The organism is uncultured Marivirga sp., from assembly GCF_963974845.1.
Taxonomy (GTDB): Bacteria; Bacteroidota; Bacteroidia; order Cytophagales; family Cyclobacteriaceae; genus Marivirga; species Marivirga harenae.
On sequence record NZ_CAXBEQ010000001.1, the window covers coordinates 145183 to 165324 of the forward strand.

General features: G+C 35.9%; 19 protein-coding genes. 12 read left to right on the plus strand and 7 right to left on the minus strand.

Going from position 1 to position 20142, the window contains the following annotated elements; all coding sequences use genetic code 11:
* Positions 1–395: 395 nt before the first annotated feature.
* Positions 396–1430, minus strand: coding sequence for a thiamine-phosphate kinase (gene thiL, locus AAC601_RS00595; protein WP_340152193.1), 1035 nt, complete (start codon positions 1428–1430; stop codon positions 396–398).
* A gap of 184 nt (positions 1431–1614) precedes the next feature.
* On the minus strand, positions 1615–2019 hold the full coding sequence (gene mce / locus AAC601_RS00600; protein WP_303271851.1) for a methylmalonyl-CoA epimerase: 405 nt from the start codon (positions 2017–2019) through the stop codon (positions 1615–1617).
* Between the two features lie 132 nt (positions 2020–2151).
* Here mce and AAC601_RS00605 point away from each other — a divergent pair, with 132 nt between their 5' ends.
* Genes AAC601_RS00605 through murI form a run of 4 tightly spaced genes read left to right on the plus strand, consistent with a single transcriptional unit; the run spans position 2152 to position 4347 of the window.
* Positions 2152–2559 (plus strand): hypothetical protein, encoded by a 408-nt coding sequence (locus AAC601_RS00605; RefSeq protein ID WP_303271852.1) that lies wholly within the window; start codon positions 2152–2154, stop codon positions 2557–2559.
* A 17-nt stretch (positions 2560–2576) separates the two neighbouring features.
* Entirely contained in the window at positions 2577–2903 is a 327-nt protein-coding gene (locus AAC601_RS00610; protein WP_303271853.1) for an iron-sulfur cluster assembly accessory protein, read from the plus strand.
* Entirely contained in the window at positions 2860–3483 is a 624-nt protein-coding gene (locus AAC601_RS00615) for a hypothetical protein (RefSeq protein ID WP_340152194.1), read from the plus strand. Before AAC601_RS00610 ends, AAC601_RS00615 begins: the two co-directional genes overlap by 44 nt.
* A 51-nt stretch (positions 3484–3534) precedes the next feature.
* Positions 3535–4347: a glutamate racemase gene (gene murI, locus AAC601_RS00620; protein ID WP_303271862.1), complete on the plus strand. Its 813-nt coding sequence runs from the start codon at positions 3535–3537 to the stop codon at positions 4345–4347.
* On the opposite strand, the gene AAC601_RS00625 is transcribed toward murI, so the two are convergent.
* The gene (locus AAC601_RS00625) at positions 4334–6310 is read right to left on the minus strand and encodes a tetratricopeptide repeat-containing sensor histidine kinase (protein ID WP_340152195.1); all 1977 of its coding nucleotides are present in this window, start codon (positions 6308–6310) and stop codon (positions 4334–4336) included. The genes murI and AAC601_RS00625 overlap by 14 nt on opposite strands.
* A 229-nt stretch (positions 6311–6539) precedes the next feature.
* Between AAC601_RS00625 and AAC601_RS00630 the strand changes: the two genes are divergently transcribed.
* The 4 genes from AAC601_RS00630 to AAC601_RS00645 all read left to right on the plus strand — a co-directional run bounded on the left by AAC601_RS00630 (position 6540) and on the right by AAC601_RS00645 (position 12232).
* Entirely contained in the window at positions 6540–8414 is a 1875-nt protein-coding gene (locus tag AAC601_RS00630; RefSeq protein WP_303271864.1) for an amidophosphoribosyltransferase, read from the plus strand.
* A 144-nt stretch (positions 8415–8558) separates the two neighbouring features.
* Positions 8559–9878, plus strand: a complete 1320-nt coding sequence (locus tag AAC601_RS00635) for a sugar porter family MFS transporter (protein WP_340152196.1) — start codon at positions 8559–8561, stop codon at positions 9876–9878.
* A gap of 360 nt (positions 9879–10238) precedes the next feature.
* Complete coding sequence (locus tag AAC601_RS00640; protein WP_340152197.1) at positions 10239–10889, plus strand: TetR family transcriptional regulator C-terminal domain-containing protein; 651 nt, start codon at positions 10239–10241, stop codon at positions 10887–10889.
* Between the two features lie 2 nt (positions 10890–10891).
* Positions 10892–12232 carry an AarF/ABC1/UbiB kinase family protein gene (locus AAC601_RS00645; RefSeq protein ID WP_340152198.1) on the plus strand — a complete coding sequence of 447 codons (1341 nt, stop codon included), beginning with the start codon at positions 10892–10894 and terminating at the stop codon, positions 12230–12232.
* 98 nt (positions 12233–12330) lie between these two features.
* Here the strand turns inward: AAC601_RS00645 and AAC601_RS00650 are convergent, their stop codons facing one another.
* Complete coding sequence (locus AAC601_RS00650) at positions 12331–14361, minus strand: S9 family peptidase (protein WP_340152199.1); 2031 nt, start codon at positions 14359–14361, stop codon at positions 12331–12333.
* A 132-nt stretch (positions 14362–14493) separates the two neighbouring features.
* Complete coding sequence (locus AAC601_RS00655; RefSeq protein WP_303271870.1) at positions 14494–15264, minus strand: prohibitin family protein; 771 nt, start codon at positions 15262–15264, stop codon at positions 14494–14496.
* Between the two features lie 122 nt (positions 15265–15386).
* Here AAC601_RS00655 and AAC601_RS00660 point away from each other — a divergent pair, with 122 nt between their 5' ends.
* Together AAC601_RS00660 and AAC601_RS00665 are read left to right on the plus strand one after the other, a co-directional pair.
* Entirely contained in the window at positions 15387–15749 is a 363-nt protein-coding gene (locus AAC601_RS00660) for a hypothetical protein (protein ID WP_340152200.1), read from the plus strand.
* Between the two features lie 60 nt (positions 15750–15809).
* The gene (locus tag AAC601_RS00665) at positions 15810–16130 is read left to right on the plus strand and encodes a DUF962 domain-containing protein (RefSeq protein ID WP_303271872.1); all 321 of its coding nucleotides are present in this window, start codon (positions 15810–15812) and stop codon (positions 16128–16130) included.
* Here AAC601_RS00665 and AAC601_RS00670 read toward each other — a convergent pair.
* Together AAC601_RS00670 and AAC601_RS00675 are read right to left on the minus strand one after the other, a co-directional pair.
* Entirely contained in the window at positions 16114–17901 is a 1788-nt protein-coding gene (locus AAC601_RS00670; protein ID WP_340152201.1) for a sodium:solute symporter family protein, read from the minus strand. The genes AAC601_RS00665 and AAC601_RS00670 overlap by 17 nt on opposite strands.
* A gap of 162 nt (positions 17902–18063) precedes the next feature.
* Positions 18064–19278 (minus strand): bifunctional alpha/beta hydrolase/OsmC family protein, encoded by a 1215-nt coding sequence (locus AAC601_RS00675; protein ID WP_303271875.1) that lies wholly within the window; start codon positions 19276–19278, stop codon positions 18064–18066.
* Between the two features lie 282 nt (positions 19279–19560).
* Between AAC601_RS00675 and AAC601_RS00680 the strand changes: the two genes are divergently transcribed.
* Together AAC601_RS00680 and AAC601_RS00685 are read left to right on the plus strand one after the other, a co-directional pair.
* Positions 19561–19956, plus strand: a complete 396-nt coding sequence (locus tag AAC601_RS00680; protein WP_303271876.1) for a TerB family tellurite resistance protein — start codon at positions 19561–19563, stop codon at positions 19954–19956.
* A gap of 34 nt (positions 19957–19990) precedes the next feature.
* Positions 19991–20140: a hypothetical protein gene (locus AAC601_RS00685; protein WP_340152202.1), complete on the plus strand. Its 150-nt coding sequence runs from the start codon at positions 19991–19993 to the stop codon at positions 20138–20140.
* Positions 20141–20142: the final 2 nt, after the last annotated feature.

Here is a 20142-nt window from a genome sequence, read left to right on the forward strand (position 1 = left end):
TATAACACAGGGTGAAGACCTGTGATAACAAGCCGAGTTCAGCTCAAAAGCTCTGAAAGGGCGTAATATTGCGCCCTTTCAGAGCTGATTTCCCTTCTTTTTTACGTAGGGCTTCACCCTACGTTTTGCTATGTTAGCCCTTTGGGCCTTTATTTTCGGTTGCACATTTGTTGCTTCGAAATGGACGATACAAGCTTTAAAGCCCCATCTTTAATTCCTTTCCAAAAGGGATGATAATTGCCTAATCCGTAATTAATCTACATCTTGCTCAGTTACTATTATCTTAACTTAATATCATTAAGCTCGCACCAGCTTGATTAAAACCACGGTTTTAACCTTGGTTCAAGGACCACGAACGAAACCAAGACCGTTTTACCGGTTTGATACTGGATATTTCACCCAAAATGATCCCAGCCCTGCGCTTTTAACGGGATAGGATTTCCTTTAGCAGTCACCATATTCAAACCACTTGATTTTTCATTTACATAACCAATAAAATGAATATCCGGATGCTTTTTTACTTTTTCGAAATCATCTTGTGAGATGGTGAAAAGCAATTCATAATCTTCTCCACCATTCAAAATAGCAGTATTTGGATCTAGTTTGAACTCAATTGCGGTTTCCTGCATATTGGTGGCGTAGGGCAATTTATCTTCATGGATATTGATACCCACATCTGAATGCTTAGCAATATGATGCAACTCAGAAGCAAGTCCGTCAGAGATATCAATCATTGATGTAGGGACAATTTTTAAATCCAAAAGCTCGTGGACTAAATCCATTCTAGCTTCAGGTTTCAATTGTCGACCCACAATATATTGGTAATTGTTGAGTTGCGGTTGCATTTCAGGATTTTCTAAAAAAACTTGTTTCTCTCTTTCCAGAACTTGCAGTCCCATAAAAGCACCTCCTAAATCTCCGGTTACGCATACAATATCATTTACTTTAGCACCTGATCGGTATGCGATTTTGTCTTTATCTACTCTACCTATGGCCGTAACTGAAATCATTAAGCCTGATGGTGAAGCCGTAGTATCGCCTCCCACTAAATCTACCTTATAAGCATCGCAAGCAGCTTTCACTCCTTCATAAAATGCATCTACCGCCTCCAGCGAAAATCTATTGCTTAAAGCCAAGCTAACCGTTATCTGTTCGGCTATCCCATTCATAGCCGCAATATCTGAGACATTTACCGCCACTGCTTTGAACCCTAAATGATGTAACGGGAAATATGAAAGGTCGAAATGAACCCCTTCAAGGAGCAAGTCGGTTGAAACCAGCTGGAAATGATCACCTACATCAATGACTGCTGCATCATCTCCTATGGCATAATGAGTAGAATTATTCTGTTTGCTGAACTTTTCTGAGATTTTATCGATTAAACCAAATTCACCGAGTTTATTGATCTCTGTTCTATTTTGATCGCTCATTATATATTTTTTTGAGTTTCTAAATTGAATTATTTACTTTTGTATTATGCGAACGAAATTATTTAAGTCATTCATTTTCTTGCTTTTAGGCGCATTTCTTTTTTCTGCCTGCCAGAAGAGTTCTTTTCAAACCAGAAAAGGAAAGAAAAAGCTGAAGTATTATAATTCCATTCAGCACCAATAATCATTTTTTGATTTCTTGGCACAGTTCTATTAGTACGCCATTGGTGCTTTTTGGATGTAAAAAGCAAACTAATTTATTGTCTGCTCCCTTTTTAGGGGTTTTGTTGATGAGTTGAAAACCTTCAGATTCCAGTCTCTTCATTTCAGATTCGATGTTTCCCACTTCATAAGCTATATGATGGATTCCTTCGCCTTTTTTTTCAATGAATTTGGCAATAGCGCTGTCCTCACTTTCAGCTTCTAATAACTCAATTTTAGTTTCTCCCATCTGGAAAAAAGAGGTGGCTACACTTTCACTTTCCACTTTTTCAAGTTTATAAGGTTGCCTATTGAATAGTTTACTAAAAAGTGAATTAGCACTTTCCATGTCTTTTACTGCTATACCTATATGTTCTACTTTCAACATGCTTTTGAATTTTCTAAAACTAAATGATTAACTTTGCAATTGTAAATGCAAAAATGCAGAAACTTTTCCACGGATAAAAAAGTTGGGTTACTCAAAATCATTATTTAAATTTCAAAAAGGATATTATTAAAGATGGAAACATCCACAGACATACATATTGAAAGTGCCAGATTGCAAAAAGAAATTACTAGCTATTTGGGTTTAAACAGTAGTGAGTTGGTTTTTGAGTTTGGCTCTCAAGATGGGAAGGTTAAACTGGACTTAATAACGATCAATCCTAGGCATAATCAATCCTTTTTGTTTCATTCGGAATCAGGTTACGATAAGTTGGAAGCCTTGAAGAAAATGACGGATTATGTGAAAAATTTCCGAGATAGAGAAAGTTCTTACACTATCCAGTGGATGACAAAGGATGATAAGCAATTACATACCTCTTATTTTAGAGCAAGCAATATTTTAGATAGTTTAGACAAACTTTACTACGGCAGAGATCGTAATACAATAACCGTTTTTAGTGTAGTTTTAAATCCGGTATCATAAAATAAATAGTTACAGTTATGATTATTGTTACAGACAAAGCGAAAGACAGATTAGGAAAGATAAAAACTGAAGAAGGGCACAGTGAGACTAGCAATGTAAGAGTGTCAGTTAAGGGTGGAGGTTGCTCCGGCTTAATGTACGACTTAAGTTTCGATGAGGAAATTAAAGATGGGGATGAAATTTTTGAAGATAAGGGTGTGAAGCTTTTAGTGGATAAAAAGAGCATGCTGTATCTTTTAGGTACCACCTTAGATTTTTCCGATGGCTTGAATGGGAACGGATTCCAATTCATCAACCCCAATGCAACTCGAACTTGCGGTTGTGGCGAAAGCTTTTCCATCTGAGTCTAATACACATAAAATTTTATGTAAATTGACCCTTGATATTTGCGAATGTCAAGGGTTTTTTTGTGTATTATTATTTTATTTAGGGCATCATTTGTATATTTTGGGATATAATTTGTACAAAATGCCACTTAATAAATTTAATCCTAAGTATCAAGGAGTTCAAACCAAAAGCACCAGCAAGCAGGAACAGAAATTCCATCAATTAATGCATGCTCTGGAGGAGCAAGAAATTCCCAAATCAGTAGTAAACTTAATTAACGAAGAAGTCGATAAGGTAAATCAAGCAGATTCGAAAAAATTATTAACGGCTCAGTTGGCAAAATCATTTCGAACGATATTAAAGATTGCAGAGAAAGAAATGAATTTAGTTGCTAAAAATCATTACAAAAATATGTGGTTGGCAATAGGGATGAGCGCATTTGGAATCCCTTTAGGTATAGCGTTTGGAGCTTCATTAAATAACTACGGTCTCATGGCGGTAGGTATACCTATTGGTTTTGCAATTGGAATTGCAATTGGTTCTAAAAAAGATAAAGAGGCTGAAGAACAGGGCAAGCAACTTGATATTGAGATATAGAATTTTCATCTCAATTTCTAAATTATTCCAACAACTTCCCATCTTTGTGATATGAATAAAGATAATTCAGCACCTATAGGTATTTTCGATTCTGGTATTGGCGGACTAACTGTGGCGCATAAAGTCAAAGAACTTATGCCTAATGAAAGTATGGTCTACTTTGGCGATATTGCGCATTTACCTTATGGTGATAAATCAGCGGCAGCTATTCAGGCCTACAGCATTAAAGTAACGGATGTATTGTTACAGCAAGGATGTAAGTTAATATTGATAGCTTGTAATTCAGCTTCCTCAGCAGCCTTCGAATTGGTTAAGGAGTATGTAGGTTCCAAAGCTAAAGTTTTCAATGTAATTGATCCTGTGGTTGAGCATGTTGGACAAAACTACAGCAAGCAAAAAGTCGGACTGATCGGTACGAAACAAACAGTAAATTCAAACGCTTATGAGTTGAAGTTAAAGCAACTTAACCCCGATGTTGAATTAAAGAGTTTGGCCACTCCACTTTTAGTACCTATGATAGAAGAAGGGTTTTTTGAAAATAGAATTAGTCATGATATAATTGAAGCATATCTTCATCACGATGAATTAAAGCATATCGAAGCTTTAATATTGGGATGTACGCATTATCCTCTAATCAAAAATGAAATTGATAAATTTTACAACGGAGGAGTTGATATTTTGGATTCAGCCAGCATCGTTGCCAAGCGATTGGAATACTTTTTAAAAGAGAATGCTTTGCTCTCAACTAAAAAAGATAGGAAAGATAGATTTTTGGTTTCTGATATTACGGCATCTTTTGAGGCGTCTGCTAAAATATTCTTCCATGACGAAGTGCATTTAGAGAAGTATCCTATTTGGGATTAATCGGAATTTTAAGTGTGAACTGTGATCCCTCATTTACTGTAGAAGTAACGGAGATTTCTCCAGCTAAAAAGGAAATAGCCCGATGTGCTAAAAACAATCCTAAGCCGGATCCTTGTGTTTTATTACTTATTTTAAAGTACGGCTTAAAAAGATCTTCAAAGTATTTTTCTGGAATGCCGTCACCATTATCTTTCACATGTATGTAAAAATAGTAGTTACCTGAATCAGTGAATATTTCTATTTCATTTTTCGTTCCGTTTTGATAGAGCAAAGCATTCTCTATAATATTGTCAAGAGCTATTCTTAGAAGGGACTTATTGGCTTGTACATCTGCTGCATTTTCCCTTATATCTAATTTTATACTTGCGTTATGCTCCTCAATTTCCAGTGACATATCCTTAATACATTCATTCACAAGTTCTGTAATTTTAACATTTTCGATCTTGTGAGAATTATTAAGTGCATAAGCCATTTGTAATTTGAAAAGCATTTTATCCATACTCATAGCTGTGGTATGCACTTTGCTAAAAAGGGCTTTCATTTCATGAGGATCTTCATTGATCTGAGCAATGTTATTCAATCCCAATAGTGTCCTGATAGGCCTTCTAATGTCGTGGGAAGCTCTATATAAGTAGGTGTCTAATTCCTTATTGATTTCTAACAATCGTGTTGTTCTTTCCGACACTTTTGCTTCCAACATCTCATTGAGTTTATCAATTTTCCGATTTTTGTTTCTAAGGGTAAAAGCGTACCAAAGAACTACCAAAAGTGTGACAGCAATGATAATCAAAAGAGCTGTCCTTAATTTTAAATGGGAGGATTGAAGTTTATTAGTGTTTTGAAGTAGTTCTAATTTACTAATTTCTTGTTCCATCAGGTGTCTTTCATGCAAACTTGCCACGTCATTGCTCATATTAATGGAATCTCTTATATTATCCTGTAAAATGTAGTCTTTCAAGTACTGATTTGCCATAGCAGTATCGCCTTTAATTTCTGCTACTGTGGCTCCGACTTTTAAGTATTCTGCCTTAGATTTTGGGTTTGTAATGGGATAGTTATTTGCAATATCCTGCATTGTTTCAAATTTACTTACAACAGAGTCGGCATTATCCATTTCAAGATAAATCCAACATAAGTAAATTAAAGCATTCATTCCACTATTGTACACGCCTGCATTTATGCTGGTTTCAAAATCTTTTTCCAAGAGAGGAATTGCTAAATTGTAGTCTCCTTTTTCATAATAAATAGTAGCTTTATTTCCATTATTAAGTGCTAACCGAACGGAGTCATTTAAAACGGAAGATAACTTAACTGCCTTATCGATATTAATTAAGGCATCGTCAAAACGATGAGTTCTTCGATAAGCAATTCCTTTTATTTCATATAATCCCAGCAACGAAAAGGAATCTGAACGACTAAATTTTTTCACCTTTTTTAAAGTTTCCAATCCTTTGTCTGCATATTCAATACCAATATCGTTATTCCAGCCATTCATATTTATTCTCCCGATTCTATTGTAAACGGCTGCCAGGGTGGCGTGGACTTTTAATTTTTCAAGTATTGAAGAAGTTTTTAAATAACATTCTAAAGATTCTACCAATCTATTCTCTCGGTAGTAGAATTGGCCTAATTTATAATATAGAAAAGCTTGAAATTCATTAGAAGATTTAGTGACTGGAATTAGTTTCGAAATCTGTTTAATTCCTAATTGGTATTCGTTGTTTCTTTCGGCCAAAGCCAGAAGTTTCAAATGCTTTTTAAATTCTGAGAAGTCGGATATCTGCTTTGATGGTATTTCATTAATCTCTTGAGCTAACTTTTTATTATCAACCTCAACTGAATGATCTGAGTTGATTTCATGTTTATAATAACTATCCAATGAATCAAAAGATAAATTCTGTGAAACACCTACAGTTATGAAGGAAAAAATCAATAAAAATTGTACTAAAAAAGTCCTTATCACTTCTATACTTAGTTTGAGTCTTGGCTTGAGGCAGTGAGCATCAATAATATAAATTCAAAAATAGGATTATTTTTAAACTTAACCTGTACCAATTAGTAAATTTCATCCCAATTAAACCATAGTTCTATCGAATATCTTACTTGGATTATTTTTAGATATGGTCTTAATCAAAGAAAAAGATTGAACATCAATTATAATAAACTTAACTTTGCACTTTAAGTAAAAAATCATGAGCGATATCATCAAACACGAATGCGGGATAGCCTTTATCCGCTTAAGAAAACCTCTCCAATATTTCATCGATAAATATGGTCCGCTTTACGCCATGAACAAGCTTTATTTGCTGATGGAGAAGCAGCACAACCGTGGGCAAGATGGTGCTGGAGTAGGAAATGTAAAGCTTAATGTGGAGCCAGGTCATCGATATATCAGTCGTTATCGCTCTGTTGATAATCAACCAATCACCCATATTTTTAAGAAAATCTCGAAGAAATATAAAAAAGCTAAGAAGGAAGGTGGGAAGTGGTTTAACCAAGAAAAGTGGTTAAAAGAGAATTGTGCCTTTACTGGAGAGGTGTGGTTAGGTCATTTGAGATATGGAACACACGGGCAAAATTCCATTGAAAACTGCCACCCAATGTTACGTCAAAACAACTGGAAAAACAGAAGCTTGATGGTGGCTGGCAATTTTAATATGACAAATGTTGAAGAGCTTTTTGATATTTTAACTGAACTAGGACAGCACCCGAAAGAAAAGGTAGATACCGTTACCGTGATGGAGAAAATCGGCCATTTCTTAGACGAAGAAAACCAAAGGATATTTGAGGAGCACAAGGATGAGTATACCAATGCGGAAATCACTCAAATAATTGAAGAGAAATTAGATTTGTTGCAAGTTTTACAAAGGGCTTGTAGAGATTTTGATGGCGGGTATGCAATGGCAGGTATAACAGGTGCTGGCCACGCATTTGTAGCTCGTGACCCTTCTGGCATAAGACCAGCACATTTCTATGCTGATGATGAGGTAATTGTAGTAGCATCCGAAAAAACAGCAATTAAGACTGCATTTAATGTAAATTACAAGGATATTCAGGAGATTAAACCAGCTCATGCTCTAGTGATGAATACCAATGGAGATTACAAAATGGAGCAGTTTATAGAGCCGTTGGAAAGGAAATCGTGCAGTTTTGAGAGGATTTATTTTTCCAGAGGATCCGATCCTGAGATTTATGCAGAAAGAAAAATGCTGGGGAAGCTTTTGGTTCCAACGATCCTTAAGGCTATCGATTACGATTTAGAAAATACGGTTTTCTCCTACATCCCCAATACTGCAGAAACTTCCTTTTTAGGAATGATGGAAGGAATGGAGGAGCATTTGGCTAAAAGACAGCTTAAAGAACTGCGAAGTGCCAGAGAAGATGACCATGCTCTTGAAAAACTACTATCATTTCGGCCAAGAGTAGAAAAATTGGTTATCAAAGATGCCAAATTAAGAACTTTTATTACCGATGATGCGCATAGAGATGATTTGGTGGCACACGTATATGACACTACGTATGAAGTAATCAAAAAGAAAGTGGATACGGTGGTTGTGATTGATGATTCCATTGTTCGTGGTACTACCTTGGAAAAAAGCATTTTACGAATGCTAGATAGATTAGAACCAAAGAAGATCATCATAGTCTCCTCAGCGCCTCAAATCCGTTTCCCGGATTGCTATGGGATTGACATGAGTAAAATGAAAGATTTTATTGCTTTCCGTGCTGTGTTAGCTCTGTTAAAAGAGACGAAGCAGGAAAATATATTAGAAGAGGCTTATCAAAAATGTTTACATAGTGACAATACAGAGAATCACGTAAAAGATGTATTTGCACCTTTCACTTATGAACAAATCTCAAGGAAGATAGCTGAACTAGTAAAAATCGATACGATTGAAGCAGAGGTGGAAGTGATTTACCAAACAGTAGAAGATCTACACAAAGCAAGTCCGGAGCATTTAGGCGATTGGTACTTTACAGGTGACTTCCCAACTCAAGGAGGCAATAGAGTGGTGAATAAGGCCTTTGTTAACTTTATGGAAGGAAAAGAAGTGAGGGCTTATTAGAATTTTCTAGTTGGCAAGGTTACAGGTTGTCAAGTTGGCTAACTGACCACTTTTAAACTTTAAACTCACGAACCTGCTAACATAGTTTTTCCATTCTCGAAATACTTTCCTATTTTTAATCACCGCAAATTGACTAAGGAAAGCATGATTAAGAACTCATACGTATTTTTCATTTCACTTACAGCTGCCTTGGGTGGCTTTTTGTTTGGTTTTGATACGGCTGTAATATCCGGAGCAGAGCAAGCTATTCAAGAAATATGGGAGCTTTCTGACTGGATGCATGGCTTTTCTATTGCTATTGCACTTTACGGGACAGTAATAGGTGCATTAGCTGCAGGTTATCCCGCTAACCGTTTTGGAAGAAAGCCTATGTTGTTATTAATTGGCGTTCTTTATACGGTTTCAGCTTTAGGTTCAGCTTTAGCACCTGATGTGAATACTTTTATGTTCTTTCGTTTTTTGGGCGGCTTGGGAGTTGGGGCTTCATCTGTAATTGCCCCGATGTATATTAGTGAAATTGCTCCTGCCGGTAAAAGGGGAATGTTAGTGGCCTTATTTCAATTCAATGTGGTATTGGGAATCTTGATTGCCTATTTCTCTAATTATTTAATTGCATTGGCAGATTTGGAAAGTAGCTGGAGATGGATGTTGGGGGTAGAAATAATTCCTGCCATATTATATTCATTATTGAGCATCCGCTTGCCGAGAAGCCCTAGATGGCTAATTGCCAACCGTAATGATTATGAGGATGCCAGAATGGTTTTAACCAAGACCGATCCTGAAAATGTAGATCATATAATCAAAAACATTGAAAAGGAAAAAGCAAAAATGGAAAGAAAAGAAGGCTTTTTTGCCCTCTTTAAAAAGCAATATTTCAAATTCACTTTAATGGCTATTTTAATTGCTTTTTTTAATCAACTTTCCGGTATCAATGCCATTATATATTTCGCCCCAAGAATATTTGAATCTGCAGGTATAAGTACAGAAAATGGATTGCTGTCCACCATGGGAATCGGGTTCATTAATGTGATCGCCACCATGATCGGTCTTTATTTGATTGATAGGATGGGTAGGAAATTCTTACTTTATTTAGGCTCTGGGGGATATTTAATTTCATTGAGTTTAATGGCCATCAGTTTCAGTGGAGATATAATTCCTTCAAACCTCCTTCCCTTCTTTGTATTTCTATTTATTGCCGCACATGCAGTGGGAAGTGGCTCTATTATTTGGGCTTTTATAGCAGAAATCTTCCCCAATAAGCTAAGGGCACACGGACAGTCTATTGGTAGTTTCACTCATTGGCTTTTTGCCGCTATCATTGCCAATGTTTTTCCATTTTTCGCCAACACTTTCGGTTCATCGGCTATATTTTGGTTTTTTGCTATAATGATGTTTATACAGCTATTATGGGCTATTTTTGTGATGCCGGAGACCAAAGGACGAGAGCTGGAAGAAATAAAATAGAGCTTATTCCCCAAATACTCCAGGGCAATTTATAACTGTTTGAAAATGATGATCAAATGACTGCCATTTGGTTTATTAAATTTTTGCTACGGTATAAATGGCGTGAAGCATTAGAAATGATTTGGCTTTAATATCTGGAAATCTTATTCCTAAATGTGGGAATTTTAAAATATAGATTTTTTTATAATTCTGCTAAAAAGTCAAACTGTCAATAGAAAGTGTTTTCATTATATCACATATATTTATTTGGAACTAAGGAAGTAAAATCATTAAAGAAAAGGCCGTTGCAATTTTCTTTTCCATTTCCTAAAACCTTTCCTATTATCAGGCTGTTACACTACCGTAATTAGAAATTAAATTATGGCAAAAAAGCAAACAGCAAAACCAATTGATATAAAAATAAAGGAAGCCTACGTGGATTTTGTTTTAGAAAATGGAAAAGAACCTGCTTCTATCTACAAATTCGCTAAAGATTTGAAGATGAGTGAGGTAGATTTTTATAATCACTACAATTCCTTCAAAGCTTTACAAAAACATATTTGGGCAGATTTCCTCAAGGAAACGATCGAAAATTTACATTCCGAAGAATCTTTTGTGGAATATTCATCGCGTGAAAAATTATTGGCATTGTACTTTACATTAATAGAGGTATTGAAAGCGAATCGTTCTTATGCCATGATGGATTTACAGAAAATGCGAAAGGGAGATGTAAAGCCAGCCTTTTTGGAAGCCTTCAAGAAGCATTTTCATAAATTTGTGGATGAAATTTTATTGCAAGGAAAGGAAACGGAAGAAATAATTGATAGGCCTGTAATTGGAGATAAATATGTAGAAGGCTTGTGGATTCAAACCCTTTTCATACTTCAATTCTGGGCTAATGACGACAGTAAGGATTTTGAAAAAACAGATGCAGCTATAGAAAAAGCGGTAAATGTTGCCTATGATTTGATGGGTAAAAGTCCTCTGGACTCTATGTTTGATTTCGCCAAATTCATTTTTCAAAATCGATAATCATGAGCGAAAGAAAAGAACAATCTCGAATCCCCATATCAAAAATTCAACGAGCTAGCAAATTTGTAACCACTGGGGCAAAAGTTGGAGGGAACTATATAAAACATTATTCAAAGAAGGCTTTCAATTCTAAGCTTGATCGATCTCAATTGGATTTAGATAATGCGGAAGATATATATGAGTCTCTGAGTGAATTGAAAGGAAGCGCTCTTAAAGTGGCTCAAATGCTAAGCATGGATAGAAATTTACTGCCGCCTGCTTATCAGGATAAGTTTACCATGTCACAATACAGCGCTCCACCGTTGTCTTATCCTTTAGTGGTAAAGACCTTTCAAAAAACTTTGGGTAAAAGTCCAGAAGCGATTTTCGATGATTTTACAAAGAATGCCGTAAATGCAGCTTCGATGGGACAGGTTCATCGGGCCACCAAGGATGGTAAAAAGCTTGCTGTAAAAATTCAATACCCAGGAGTTGCAGATAGCATAAGCTCCGATTTACGATTGGTTAGACCTTTTGCTACTCGCTTATTCAATATGAGTAATGCTGAATTGGATCATTACATGAGCGAAGTGGAAGGGAAATTAATGGAGGAAGCTGACTATGATTTGGAATTGAGACGTTCCAAAGAAATTACTGAAACCTTAGCTGGAAAAATTGAAGGACTTTATTTCCCTAAATACTATGAAGAGTATTCTGGCGGACGAGTAATTACTATGGACTGGTTGGATGGAGTGCATTTGAAAGAATTTTTGGCAACTAACCCATCTCAAGAAACCAAAAACAAAATTGGTCAAGCACTTTGGGATTTCTATAATTTCCAATTTCATGAATTAAAGCAAGTGCACGCAGATCCACATCCAGGTAATTTTATGTTCATGGATGATGGTACCATGGGTATTATAGATTTTGGATGTATCAAGGAAATCCCGGACGAGTTCTACGAAAATTATTTTGCTTTGCTTAAGCCAGGATTTTTGCAAGATAAAGCAGAAATAGATAAACGTTTTAAGGCTTTAGATTTCTTCCACGAAAAGGATACTCCTGCCGAAAGAGAAATTTTTAGTGGCGTGTTTACTGAAATGATTGGTATGTTGAGCAAGCCCTTTCAATATGATATATTCAATTTTGGAAACAATGCCTTCTTCGAAGAAATATATGCCATGGGCGAACGAGTTTCTAAGATGAAAGAAGTACGAAATAGTAATGGTGCTAGAGGATCAAAACATGGGCTATATGTAAATAGAACTTATTTTGGTCTATATAATATGCTCAATCAATTGGATGCGGAAGTAAAAATCACCAAGCCAGTTTGGTTGAAAGGAAGCACAGAGAAAGTGGCTTAAGCGATCATTTTGTTCCCTTTATGGTTAAAAATAAATTTATAAACCTCATTCATATTTTAATGAATGAGGTTTTTATTTTGAAGTATTAATTTAGGGATCTATTTATATTTTTCAAACCAGCCCGTGATGTAGGCAACATGTCTAATAATATTACTTGGTCTTGCCGTAATACCGTGTCCTGCTCCCGGTATTCTCACCATTTTACTTTCTACCTCCAGCAATTTCAATGCACCATAATATTGCTCAGTTTCACTCATGGGAGTCCTATAATCATTTTCTCCTGTCACCAAGAGGGTAGGGGTTTTTACATTTCCAACCAATGAAATCGGGGATCTCTCTAAATATTGTTGAGGATCTTCCCATGGCTTTTTATTAAACCAATACTGAGGATAATAATTATAGCCATCTGCAGTTAAACTAAAGCTGTACCAATTGATTACCGGCTTGCTTACAACCGCTGCTCTAAAACGATTTGTTTTGCCAATGCTCCATGCTGTTAATACTCCACCACCACTTCCACCAGTAATATAAAGTCGATTTTGGTCAATAAAGCTTTTGTCCTGCATCATGTCAACACCAGACATTAGATCATCATAATCTTCACTTGGATAATTATGATTGATGTAGCCTCCAAATTCCTCACCATAGGTAGTACTTCCTCTAGGGTTGGTATATAAAACTACAAAACCTCTTGAAGCCATTAATTGAAGTTCCGGACTAAAATGAGGCCCATAAGCTAAATGAGGACCTCCATGAATTTCTAAAATCAATGGGTATTTTTCATTTTCATCAAAATCTGGAGGATAAACAATCCAACCTTGAATGTTTTTATCATCGAATGAAGATTTGAAATTAACCTCTTCTACTTTACCAATATTCTTATTTTGAAGGAATGTATCGTTCAGATTTGTGATGGTTCTATTGGCCATTTTTGTTGGGAAATGACCAACTGATAATTCTCCTGGACGTTGGGTGTTAGCCTTGGTGTATGCATATCTTCCGTTTTTAGCTATACTATAACTTCCACCTGAATAAGGTCTTCCGAAAGATCCATTTCCAATTCCTTTTGTGATTGTAACTGCATTTCCGTCCATTTTTAGATTTGCTAAAACACCATTTCCATGGTCATCATAATAAGCAAATATGCTTTTGCTGTCTTTGGCCCAAGTAAAATTTTTGAAATCCCTATCTAATCCATGATTGAGCTCTTTCGTATTGTTACCTTCAATGTCCATCACAAAAACATGGTCTAATTGATAACCCACAAACTGATCTTCATAGCTTAAATAGACAATAGACTTACCATCTGGCGAAACAATAGGACTATGATGAGGACCCTGTCCTTCTGTTAATTGTGTTAAAGCTCCTGTCGCTATGTTGATTTTGAAGATGTGTGTGTTGTTTGGTTCTAAATCTGCCTTCTCAGATCGATTAGCTGAAAATACCAAATGTCTTCCGTCAGCAGTCCATGATGGGGCCGCATGATTGTAATCTCCGCTAGTCAGTTGGCGCGGAGCTCCTCCTGTTGAATTCACGATAAATACATGATTGTAAGCAGGTTCTAAAAATGAAAAATTACCATCTGATTTATAAGAAACTTCTTCTATTACTTTTCCGGGGGAAGCCCAATCTGCTCCCTTTGGAGGGGAGGGGAATTGCCCAAAACTTTCTTGTTTTTCAAGAACACTCATGTTGAAAGCAATATGTTCTCCATCGGGTGACCAGGTGATATTTCCAGGTCCAGATGCCAGGTTTGTGACAGAAGCTGTTTGGCCGGTTTCCATCCATCTAACAAATATTTGAGAACTTCCTTCTTCCGCTGACACATAAGCCAATTTTTTTCCATCGGGCGACCAAATAGGCTGTTTGTAACCAGACTTTCCTGACGTTAACGGCATATGATTTTCACCAGTAAAATCTATGATCCATAAATTAGTATATTTTCGATCAGTCATCACGTCAAATTGATTTCTTACATACACTATTTTTTCACCATCAGGAGAAATTTGTGGATCACCAACATATTGCAAATCGAATATATCCATATACTCTAATGGAGTTTTTTCCTGAGCATATGAAACCACTCCCAAAAGGAATAGGAAGGAAGTTAGCAGTAGAATTTTCTTCATAATCTTAAGTTTTATTATTGTTACTTCTCAAGTTATGAATTTATTCAATTGTATTGATGGATATTATATTAATGGTTTATAAAAAAGGCCTCAAATTTATGAAGCCTTTTGGAGTGGGTATTAATTTAAATTTTATTGATTACCTGGAATAAGCATAGGGGTTTTACCATCTGTTATAATCACTTTTGCATTCGGGCTTTTGGCCAATTCTTTGAAAGCTTCGATACTTCTTAATTGAATGATGGCATCATTTAATCCTTCGGCCAAAATTTTCTGTGCATCTCTATTGCCTTCTGCTTCAATTCTTCTTCTTTCAGCTTCCTTGCGCTCAATTTCCAAAATAAAATCCATACTCATGGATTCTTGCTCCGCTTGTAATTTCCGTTCTATGGCGGCTGATAATTCACGTGGGAGTTCAATGCTTTTCATTAAAACTTCCTCTATGATGAATCCTCGCGGACTTAACACTTCAGTCATTCTTTCTTTAATTTCCGTTTCTATCTGCTTTCTTTTTCCCGAATGCATATCCTTGGCCATAAAATTGGCGGAAATATCAGAGGAAGCTGATCTGAAAACAGGTAGTATGGCATTTCTAACATAGTTTTGACCAATGTCTTCTATTATTAAAGGAGCCATGTCCTCTTTTATTCGATAAAGAATGGAAATTTCGGACTGAATGCTTAGACCTTCTTTACTGGGCAGGCTTAGATTTAGTTCAAGGTTCTCGGTTCTTGTAGGGGTTTTGATCATCTTCGTAAAAAATGGGTTTATTCCGTAAAGACCAGCATAATATACATCAGGGTCTATTTTGCCAAGTTTTCTTTTTACGCCAACTTCACCTTGACGGACAACAGTACAACTACAAATTAATAGTGCAACTAAGGGAATCATTAGATTTTTCATGGTTTTCTAGTTTTTTCCATTTATAACCAATAATTATACCGATGTGTTAAGTATTTAGTATGTTATATTGTACGGAAATGATGAGTGAACAAGAAAAATTAGAATCAGAGACGAATTATGCCATGAAAGTAGTATTTGAGGGTTTTCTTTTTGATGAAATTAGGACAGAGTTAGAAGAAAAGGGCCTGCACGAAAAGCAGATTGCAAGTATAATTAAGGAGGTTGATGATATTGTTTTATTAAATTCCGTTGAACCTAAGCTTGCAAAGAGAAGATTTAAATACGAAAAATCTGGGGTAGGCATTTTGGTTACAATGGCACTTTGCTTATTCTATTTAGCATATAGTTACGAAATGATTAAATTGGAAAATTTAGAATTTGGACTTGTAACGGTATTTTTACTTACGCTTTCCTTTATATTTTATAAAAAGGAAAAAAAGCCGCAAGGAAAATTTGTAAATAAAAATAAATTCAAGAATGATTAATGAATTCCTGATTTTCGAATCTTGTCCTTTTTGATTAATTTGTTAACAAATTTTAAGGTCATGGCAGAAAGAAAATATAAAAGCTTTAAAGAGTTTTATCCATACTACTTAACCGAACACCAAGACCCTACTTGTAGGAAATTGCATTTTATAGGTACCGCTTTATTGTTTGGTGTTTTAGCTTGGGCTTTGATTACCCAAACCTATTGGGGTTTAGCATTAATTCCCGTTGTAGGCTATGGTTTTGCTTGGGTAGGACATTTCTTTTTTGAGAAAAACAAGCCAGCTACTTTCATCTACCCACTTTGGAGTTTAGCCTCGGATTTTAAATTGTTCTTTCAGATTTTAGTAGGTAAACAACCACTCAATCCTCAGCGATGATTTTCGGGTATAATTTAAAGATTACTGCTCCGCATAAAATACTGAACAGTAATAGGGCGCTGGCTTTTAAGATTTCCCCATATATAAATAAGCCAGTACTGAAAAGGAATCCATACACTCCCATACTTCCTGCTATCATACAAATGATTCCTGTAGGCACTTTCCATTTCTGAGATTTCTCCTGTATTAATCCTTTTGATGATAATCTTGCAATGATGTTTTTCCAACCTGGCCCACCCGGATTTACTTTATTTAAGAAATTGGCTAATTGTTGATCGGTGGTTTTTTCGGTAAGAAAACTAGCTGTTACCCAGCTTACCGTTGTAATAGTGACCCCTATAATTAGTTTTTGCCAGGAGAGTAGCTCATCAAAACCAAATGGCTGATCTGCAAATGCAAAATAAAGTGCAATAATAAAGCTGACCACCATGGCTACAATTTCACTGATGGCATTGATTCTCCACCAAAACCAGCGGAGAATATAGATTAATCCAGTACCAGCACCGATTTGCAACAATATTTCAAAGGTTTGTAAAGCGTTTTCCAATACCAAGGCCATTAGCATGCTGAAAATCATAAGAACTACAGTTAATAATCTCCCTAGCAGTACTTGCTTACTTTCAGAAGCTTTAGGATTAATGAATCTTTTGTAAACATCATTGACCAAATAAGATGAGCCCCAATTTAAATGAGTGGAAATTGTGCTCATATAAGCTGCCACTAATGAAGTGACTACCAATCCAAGAAGGCCTGCAGGAATAAAAGTCAGCATAGCTGGATAACCCATGTCGTGCGTAGCCACTCCTGAATTTACAGCAGGGAATGCCTTCGCAAAACTATCCAAATCGGGAAAAACAATAATGGAACACAGTGCAACGATTATCCATGGCCACGGACGGATGGCATAATGTGCCACATTAAAAAATAATACAGCCTTGATGGAATGATCCGCATTTTTAGCAGCAAACATTCTTTGTGCAATGTATCCGCCTCCACCAGGTTCCGCTCCTGGATACCACGTACTCCACCATTGCACAAGTAGAGGGATGATCAAGAGCATCACCCACATTTCAGGATTGGAGAATGAAGGGAAAAAGGATAATTTGTCCACCACATTTTCATGGACTAACAATTTATCTAAACCTCCAACTTTGGGATGGTTCAAAGCTACGTAGGCAGCGACCAAAGCACCCCCCAAAGAAAGAAAGAATTGCAGGAAATCTGTAAACAAAACCCCTCTTAAGCCACCCAAACTGCTATAGATTACTGTGATAATTCCTGCAATCACTACCGTTTGCACAGGGCTTAGTCCTAATAAAACGCCTCCTATTTTAATGGCTGCCAAACTCACGGAAGCCATGATCATCACATTGAAAAGAAATCCTAAATAGATGGCTCGAAAGCCTCTTAAAAACCGAGCAGCTTTGCCAGAGTATCTTAATTCATAGAATTCAACATCGGTGAGCACACCTGATTTTTTCCATAAGCCCGCATAAACGAAAACGGTCAACATTCCAGTCAGCAGGAATGCCCACCATGCCCAGTTACCAGAAACACCATTTTGGCGGACAATATCTGTTACTAAATTAGGGGTGTCAGTTGAGAAAGTGGTGGCTACCATTGAAACACCCAAAAGCCACCATGGCATTTTACCTCCAGCTGCAAAAAATTCGGAGGCACTTTTATTTTTTCTGGACGTCCAAAAACCTATTCCTAAGGAAATTAATAAAAAACCAAAAAGTATAATCCAGTCAATGGTATTTAAAATCATATTGAAATACTAAAAATTTGCCTGAATATAGAAAAGAATTTTAGCTTAGCATGAGATAAGAAGGTCAGGCCAGAATATTTTTCAAATCAAAATGTATTTTAAATCAAAACGGTTAATTCTATTTAGGGATCGACAATCTACAAACTTCAAGCTTCCAACTCCCTATCGTTCCTTAGTTTCTACCTTTATTTTGCTTTCCAAGGTCTTATGAACCGGACATTTATTGGCTATTTCAATCAGTCTTTTTCTCTGTTTTTCGTCCAATGAGCCTTTAATTTCAATGCTTCTATCAAAGAATGTGATTTTGCTATTATCCGATTCGCAATCTTGGCTGTCTTCATCATAGCGTTGATCTTGATCCACATGCACTAAAATTTCATCCACATCCCAATTTTTTCTATTGGCATACATTCTCAATGTTATGGCTGTGCAAGCGGCTAATGCAGAAGTTAATAATCCATAAGGGGAAGTACCGAAATTATTACCGCCCACATCTTCAGGTTCATCTGCAATCAAATGATGACCTTCTGCTACAATTTGTGTGGTGTATTGATCTTCCTTTTTGCCGATAAATGCCACTGTCTGCGAATCAGTAGATATTTTTTGTTGCTTTGGTTTTTCAATATACCGATCTGCCCATGTGGCAATTACTTCACCTGCATATAGTGAGTCTTCTTTATTACTCAATAAGTGATCTGCACCGTCTAATGAGATAAAACTTTTTGGATGATGTGCTTTTTCATAAAGGGTTGCTGCATTGGAAATGTCCACAGTTTGATCCTGTGGGGAATGTAAAATTAGTAATGCTTTCCGTAAGTCTTTTATCTTTTTCAGATTGTCCTTACTTTGAAGGTCATCTAAAAACTGTTTTTTAATTTTAAAGGGTCTTCCACCTATATTCACTTTAGCCTCGCCTTTTTTGAGAATTTCTTCCTTTTTATCTTCAATTAAATTTAAAACATGATCTGCTTCTGCAGGAGCTCCAATGGTAGCAATTGCAGCAACTGAATCTATTAAATCTGCAGCCATTAAAACTGCTGCTCCACCCAGCGAATGGCCAATTAATAAGCTTGCTTCTCGGTAATTTTCTTTTAAATAGTTTGACGCTTTAATCAAATCGTCTATATTGGAGGAGAAATTAGTATCAGAAAACTCACCCTCGCTTTGACCCAAACCAGTAAAATCGAAACTTAAGACAGCGAAGCCTTTTTTGGTCATGGATAAAATAATATTTCTAACCGCATTAAGGTTTTTGTTGCATGTGAAACAATGGGCGAAAATGACATAATTATGAGGTTGATCATCAGCAGGAAAATGAATTGCAGCCGATAGTTTATCACCCGTTGAACCTTCGAATTGAATATTTTCCTTCTTCATGAAATTAATAGTTTTATGCTTGGACTTCCTAATTTATGAAAAGGAATCGGATTTGAATAGAAGAAAAGACTTTATGACGTATTGCAGACAATTCAAATTTTACTTTAAAAACTATGGAATAATTACATTAGCCGACAAAAAAATGTGAATATTCAAAAGTATTATTAACTTTAGATGCAAATATTAAAATTGCTAATAGTTAATGACGGGAGGTTATCTATTCATCTTTCTTGTCTAACACCATAAATAGATACTAAAACTTAAAAGTCTAAATCTCAAACCATGTTAAAAGAACAGCTAAAAATCTTAATTAAATTAGCCACAATTGATAATGAGCTGGCGGATAAAGAAGCAAACTTAATTGAAAAAATTGGAAAGGCTAATGGGGTTACTGAGGATGAAATTTATCATATGATGAAGAATCCTGAGCCTATGAAAAACTTGGATACTTTATCAGAAGACCAAAGGTTTGAATACTTGTACAATATTATTCAATTGATGAAGATTGATGGCAAAGTATATAAAAGCGAAATAGTTTTTTGCCAGCATATTGCAGAAAGATTAGGCTATAAGAAAAAAGCAGTTGCTGAACTGTCTAAAAGTATTTATAGTGACCCTAGCATTACAAGTGATAGGGAAGAATTAAAAACAAGATTGAGAAAGCATTTAACTAAATAATTTTATGCCCCTTTACTGGGGCATAAATTTTTTTATGAAACAAAGTTTTTTTAAGGTTCTTGCTAAAATTAATAAGGTAGTACTTCCCAGCATGGCCAAAAAGGATTTGACCAAGCTCAAAAAGTGGGAAAAGGCAGTGGTAGCCTTTCGCTATATAGTAACCAAGAATTCATTAGGAGACTGACC

What these genes read in the sequence shown, in the direction of transcription:
- AAC601_RS00640 (WP_340152197.1), top strand. Translation starts at nt 10,239, where the DNA reads ATGGCAAAAAAGCAAACAGCAAAACCAATTGATATAAAAATAAAGGAA.
- AAC601_RS00660 (WP_340152200.1), top strand. Translation starts at nt 15,387, where the DNA reads ATGAAAGTAGTATTTGAGGGTTTTCTTTTTGATGAAATTAGGACAGAG.
- AAC601_RS00665 (WP_303271872.1), top strand. Translation starts at nt 15,810, where the DNA reads ATGGCAGAAAGAAAATATAAAAGCTTTAAAGAGTTTTATCCATACTAC.
- murI (WP_303271862.1), top strand. Translation starts at nt 3,535, where the DNA reads ATGAATAAAGATAATTCAGCACCTATAGGTATTTTCGATTCTGGTATT.
- AAC601_RS00675 (WP_303271875.1), bottom strand. Translation starts at nt 19,278, where the DNA reads ATGAAGAAGGAAAATATTCAATTCGAAGGTTCAACGGGTGATAAACTA.
- thiL (WP_340152193.1), bottom strand. Translation starts at nt 1,430, where the DNA reads ATGAGCGATCAAAATAGAACAGAGATCAATAAACTCGGTGAATTTGGT.
- AAC601_RS00670 (WP_340152201.1), bottom strand. Translation starts at nt 17,901, where the DNA reads ATGATTTTAAATACCATTGACTGGATTATACTTTTTGGTTTTTTATTA.
- AAC601_RS00605 (WP_303271852.1), top strand. Translation starts at nt 2,152, where the DNA reads ATGGAAACATCCACAGACATACATATTGAAAGTGCCAGATTGCAAAAA.
- AAC601_RS00645 (WP_340152198.1), top strand. Translation starts at nt 10,892, where the DNA reads ATGAGCGAAAGAAAAGAACAATCTCGAATCCCCATATCAAAAATTCAA.
- AAC601_RS00615 (WP_340152194.1), top strand. Translation starts at nt 2,860, where the DNA reads ATGCAACTCGAACTTGCGGTTGTGGCGAAAGCTTTTCCATCTGAGTCT.
- AAC601_RS00635 (WP_340152196.1), top strand. Translation starts at nt 8,559, where the DNA reads ATGATTAAGAACTCATACGTATTTTTCATTTCACTTACAGCTGCCTTG.
- AAC601_RS00650 (WP_340152199.1), bottom strand. Translation starts at nt 14,361, where the DNA reads ATGAAGAAAATTCTACTGCTAACTTCCTTCCTATTCCTTTTGGGAGTG.
- mce (WP_303271851.1), bottom strand. Translation starts at nt 2,019, where the DNA reads ATGTTGAAAGTAGAACATATAGGTATAGCAGTAAAAGACATGGAAAGT.
- AAC601_RS00655 (WP_303271870.1), bottom strand. Translation starts at nt 15,264, where the DNA reads ATGAAAAATCTAATGATTCCCTTAGTTGCACTATTAATTTGTAGTTGT.
- AAC601_RS00630 (WP_303271864.1), top strand. Translation starts at nt 6,540, where the DNA reads ATGAGCGATATCATCAAACACGAATGCGGGATAGCCTTTATCCGCTTA.
- AAC601_RS00680 (WP_303271876.1), top strand. Translation starts at nt 19,561, where the DNA reads ATGTTAAAAGAACAGCTAAAAATCTTAATTAAATTAGCCACAATTGAT.
- AAC601_RS00610 (WP_303271853.1), top strand. Translation starts at nt 2,577, where the DNA reads ATGATTATTGTTACAGACAAAGCGAAAGACAGATTAGGAAAGATAAAA.
- AAC601_RS00685 (WP_340152202.1), top strand. Translation starts at nt 19,991, where the DNA reads ATGAAACAAAGTTTTTTTAAGGTTCTTGCTAAAATTAATAAGGTAGTA.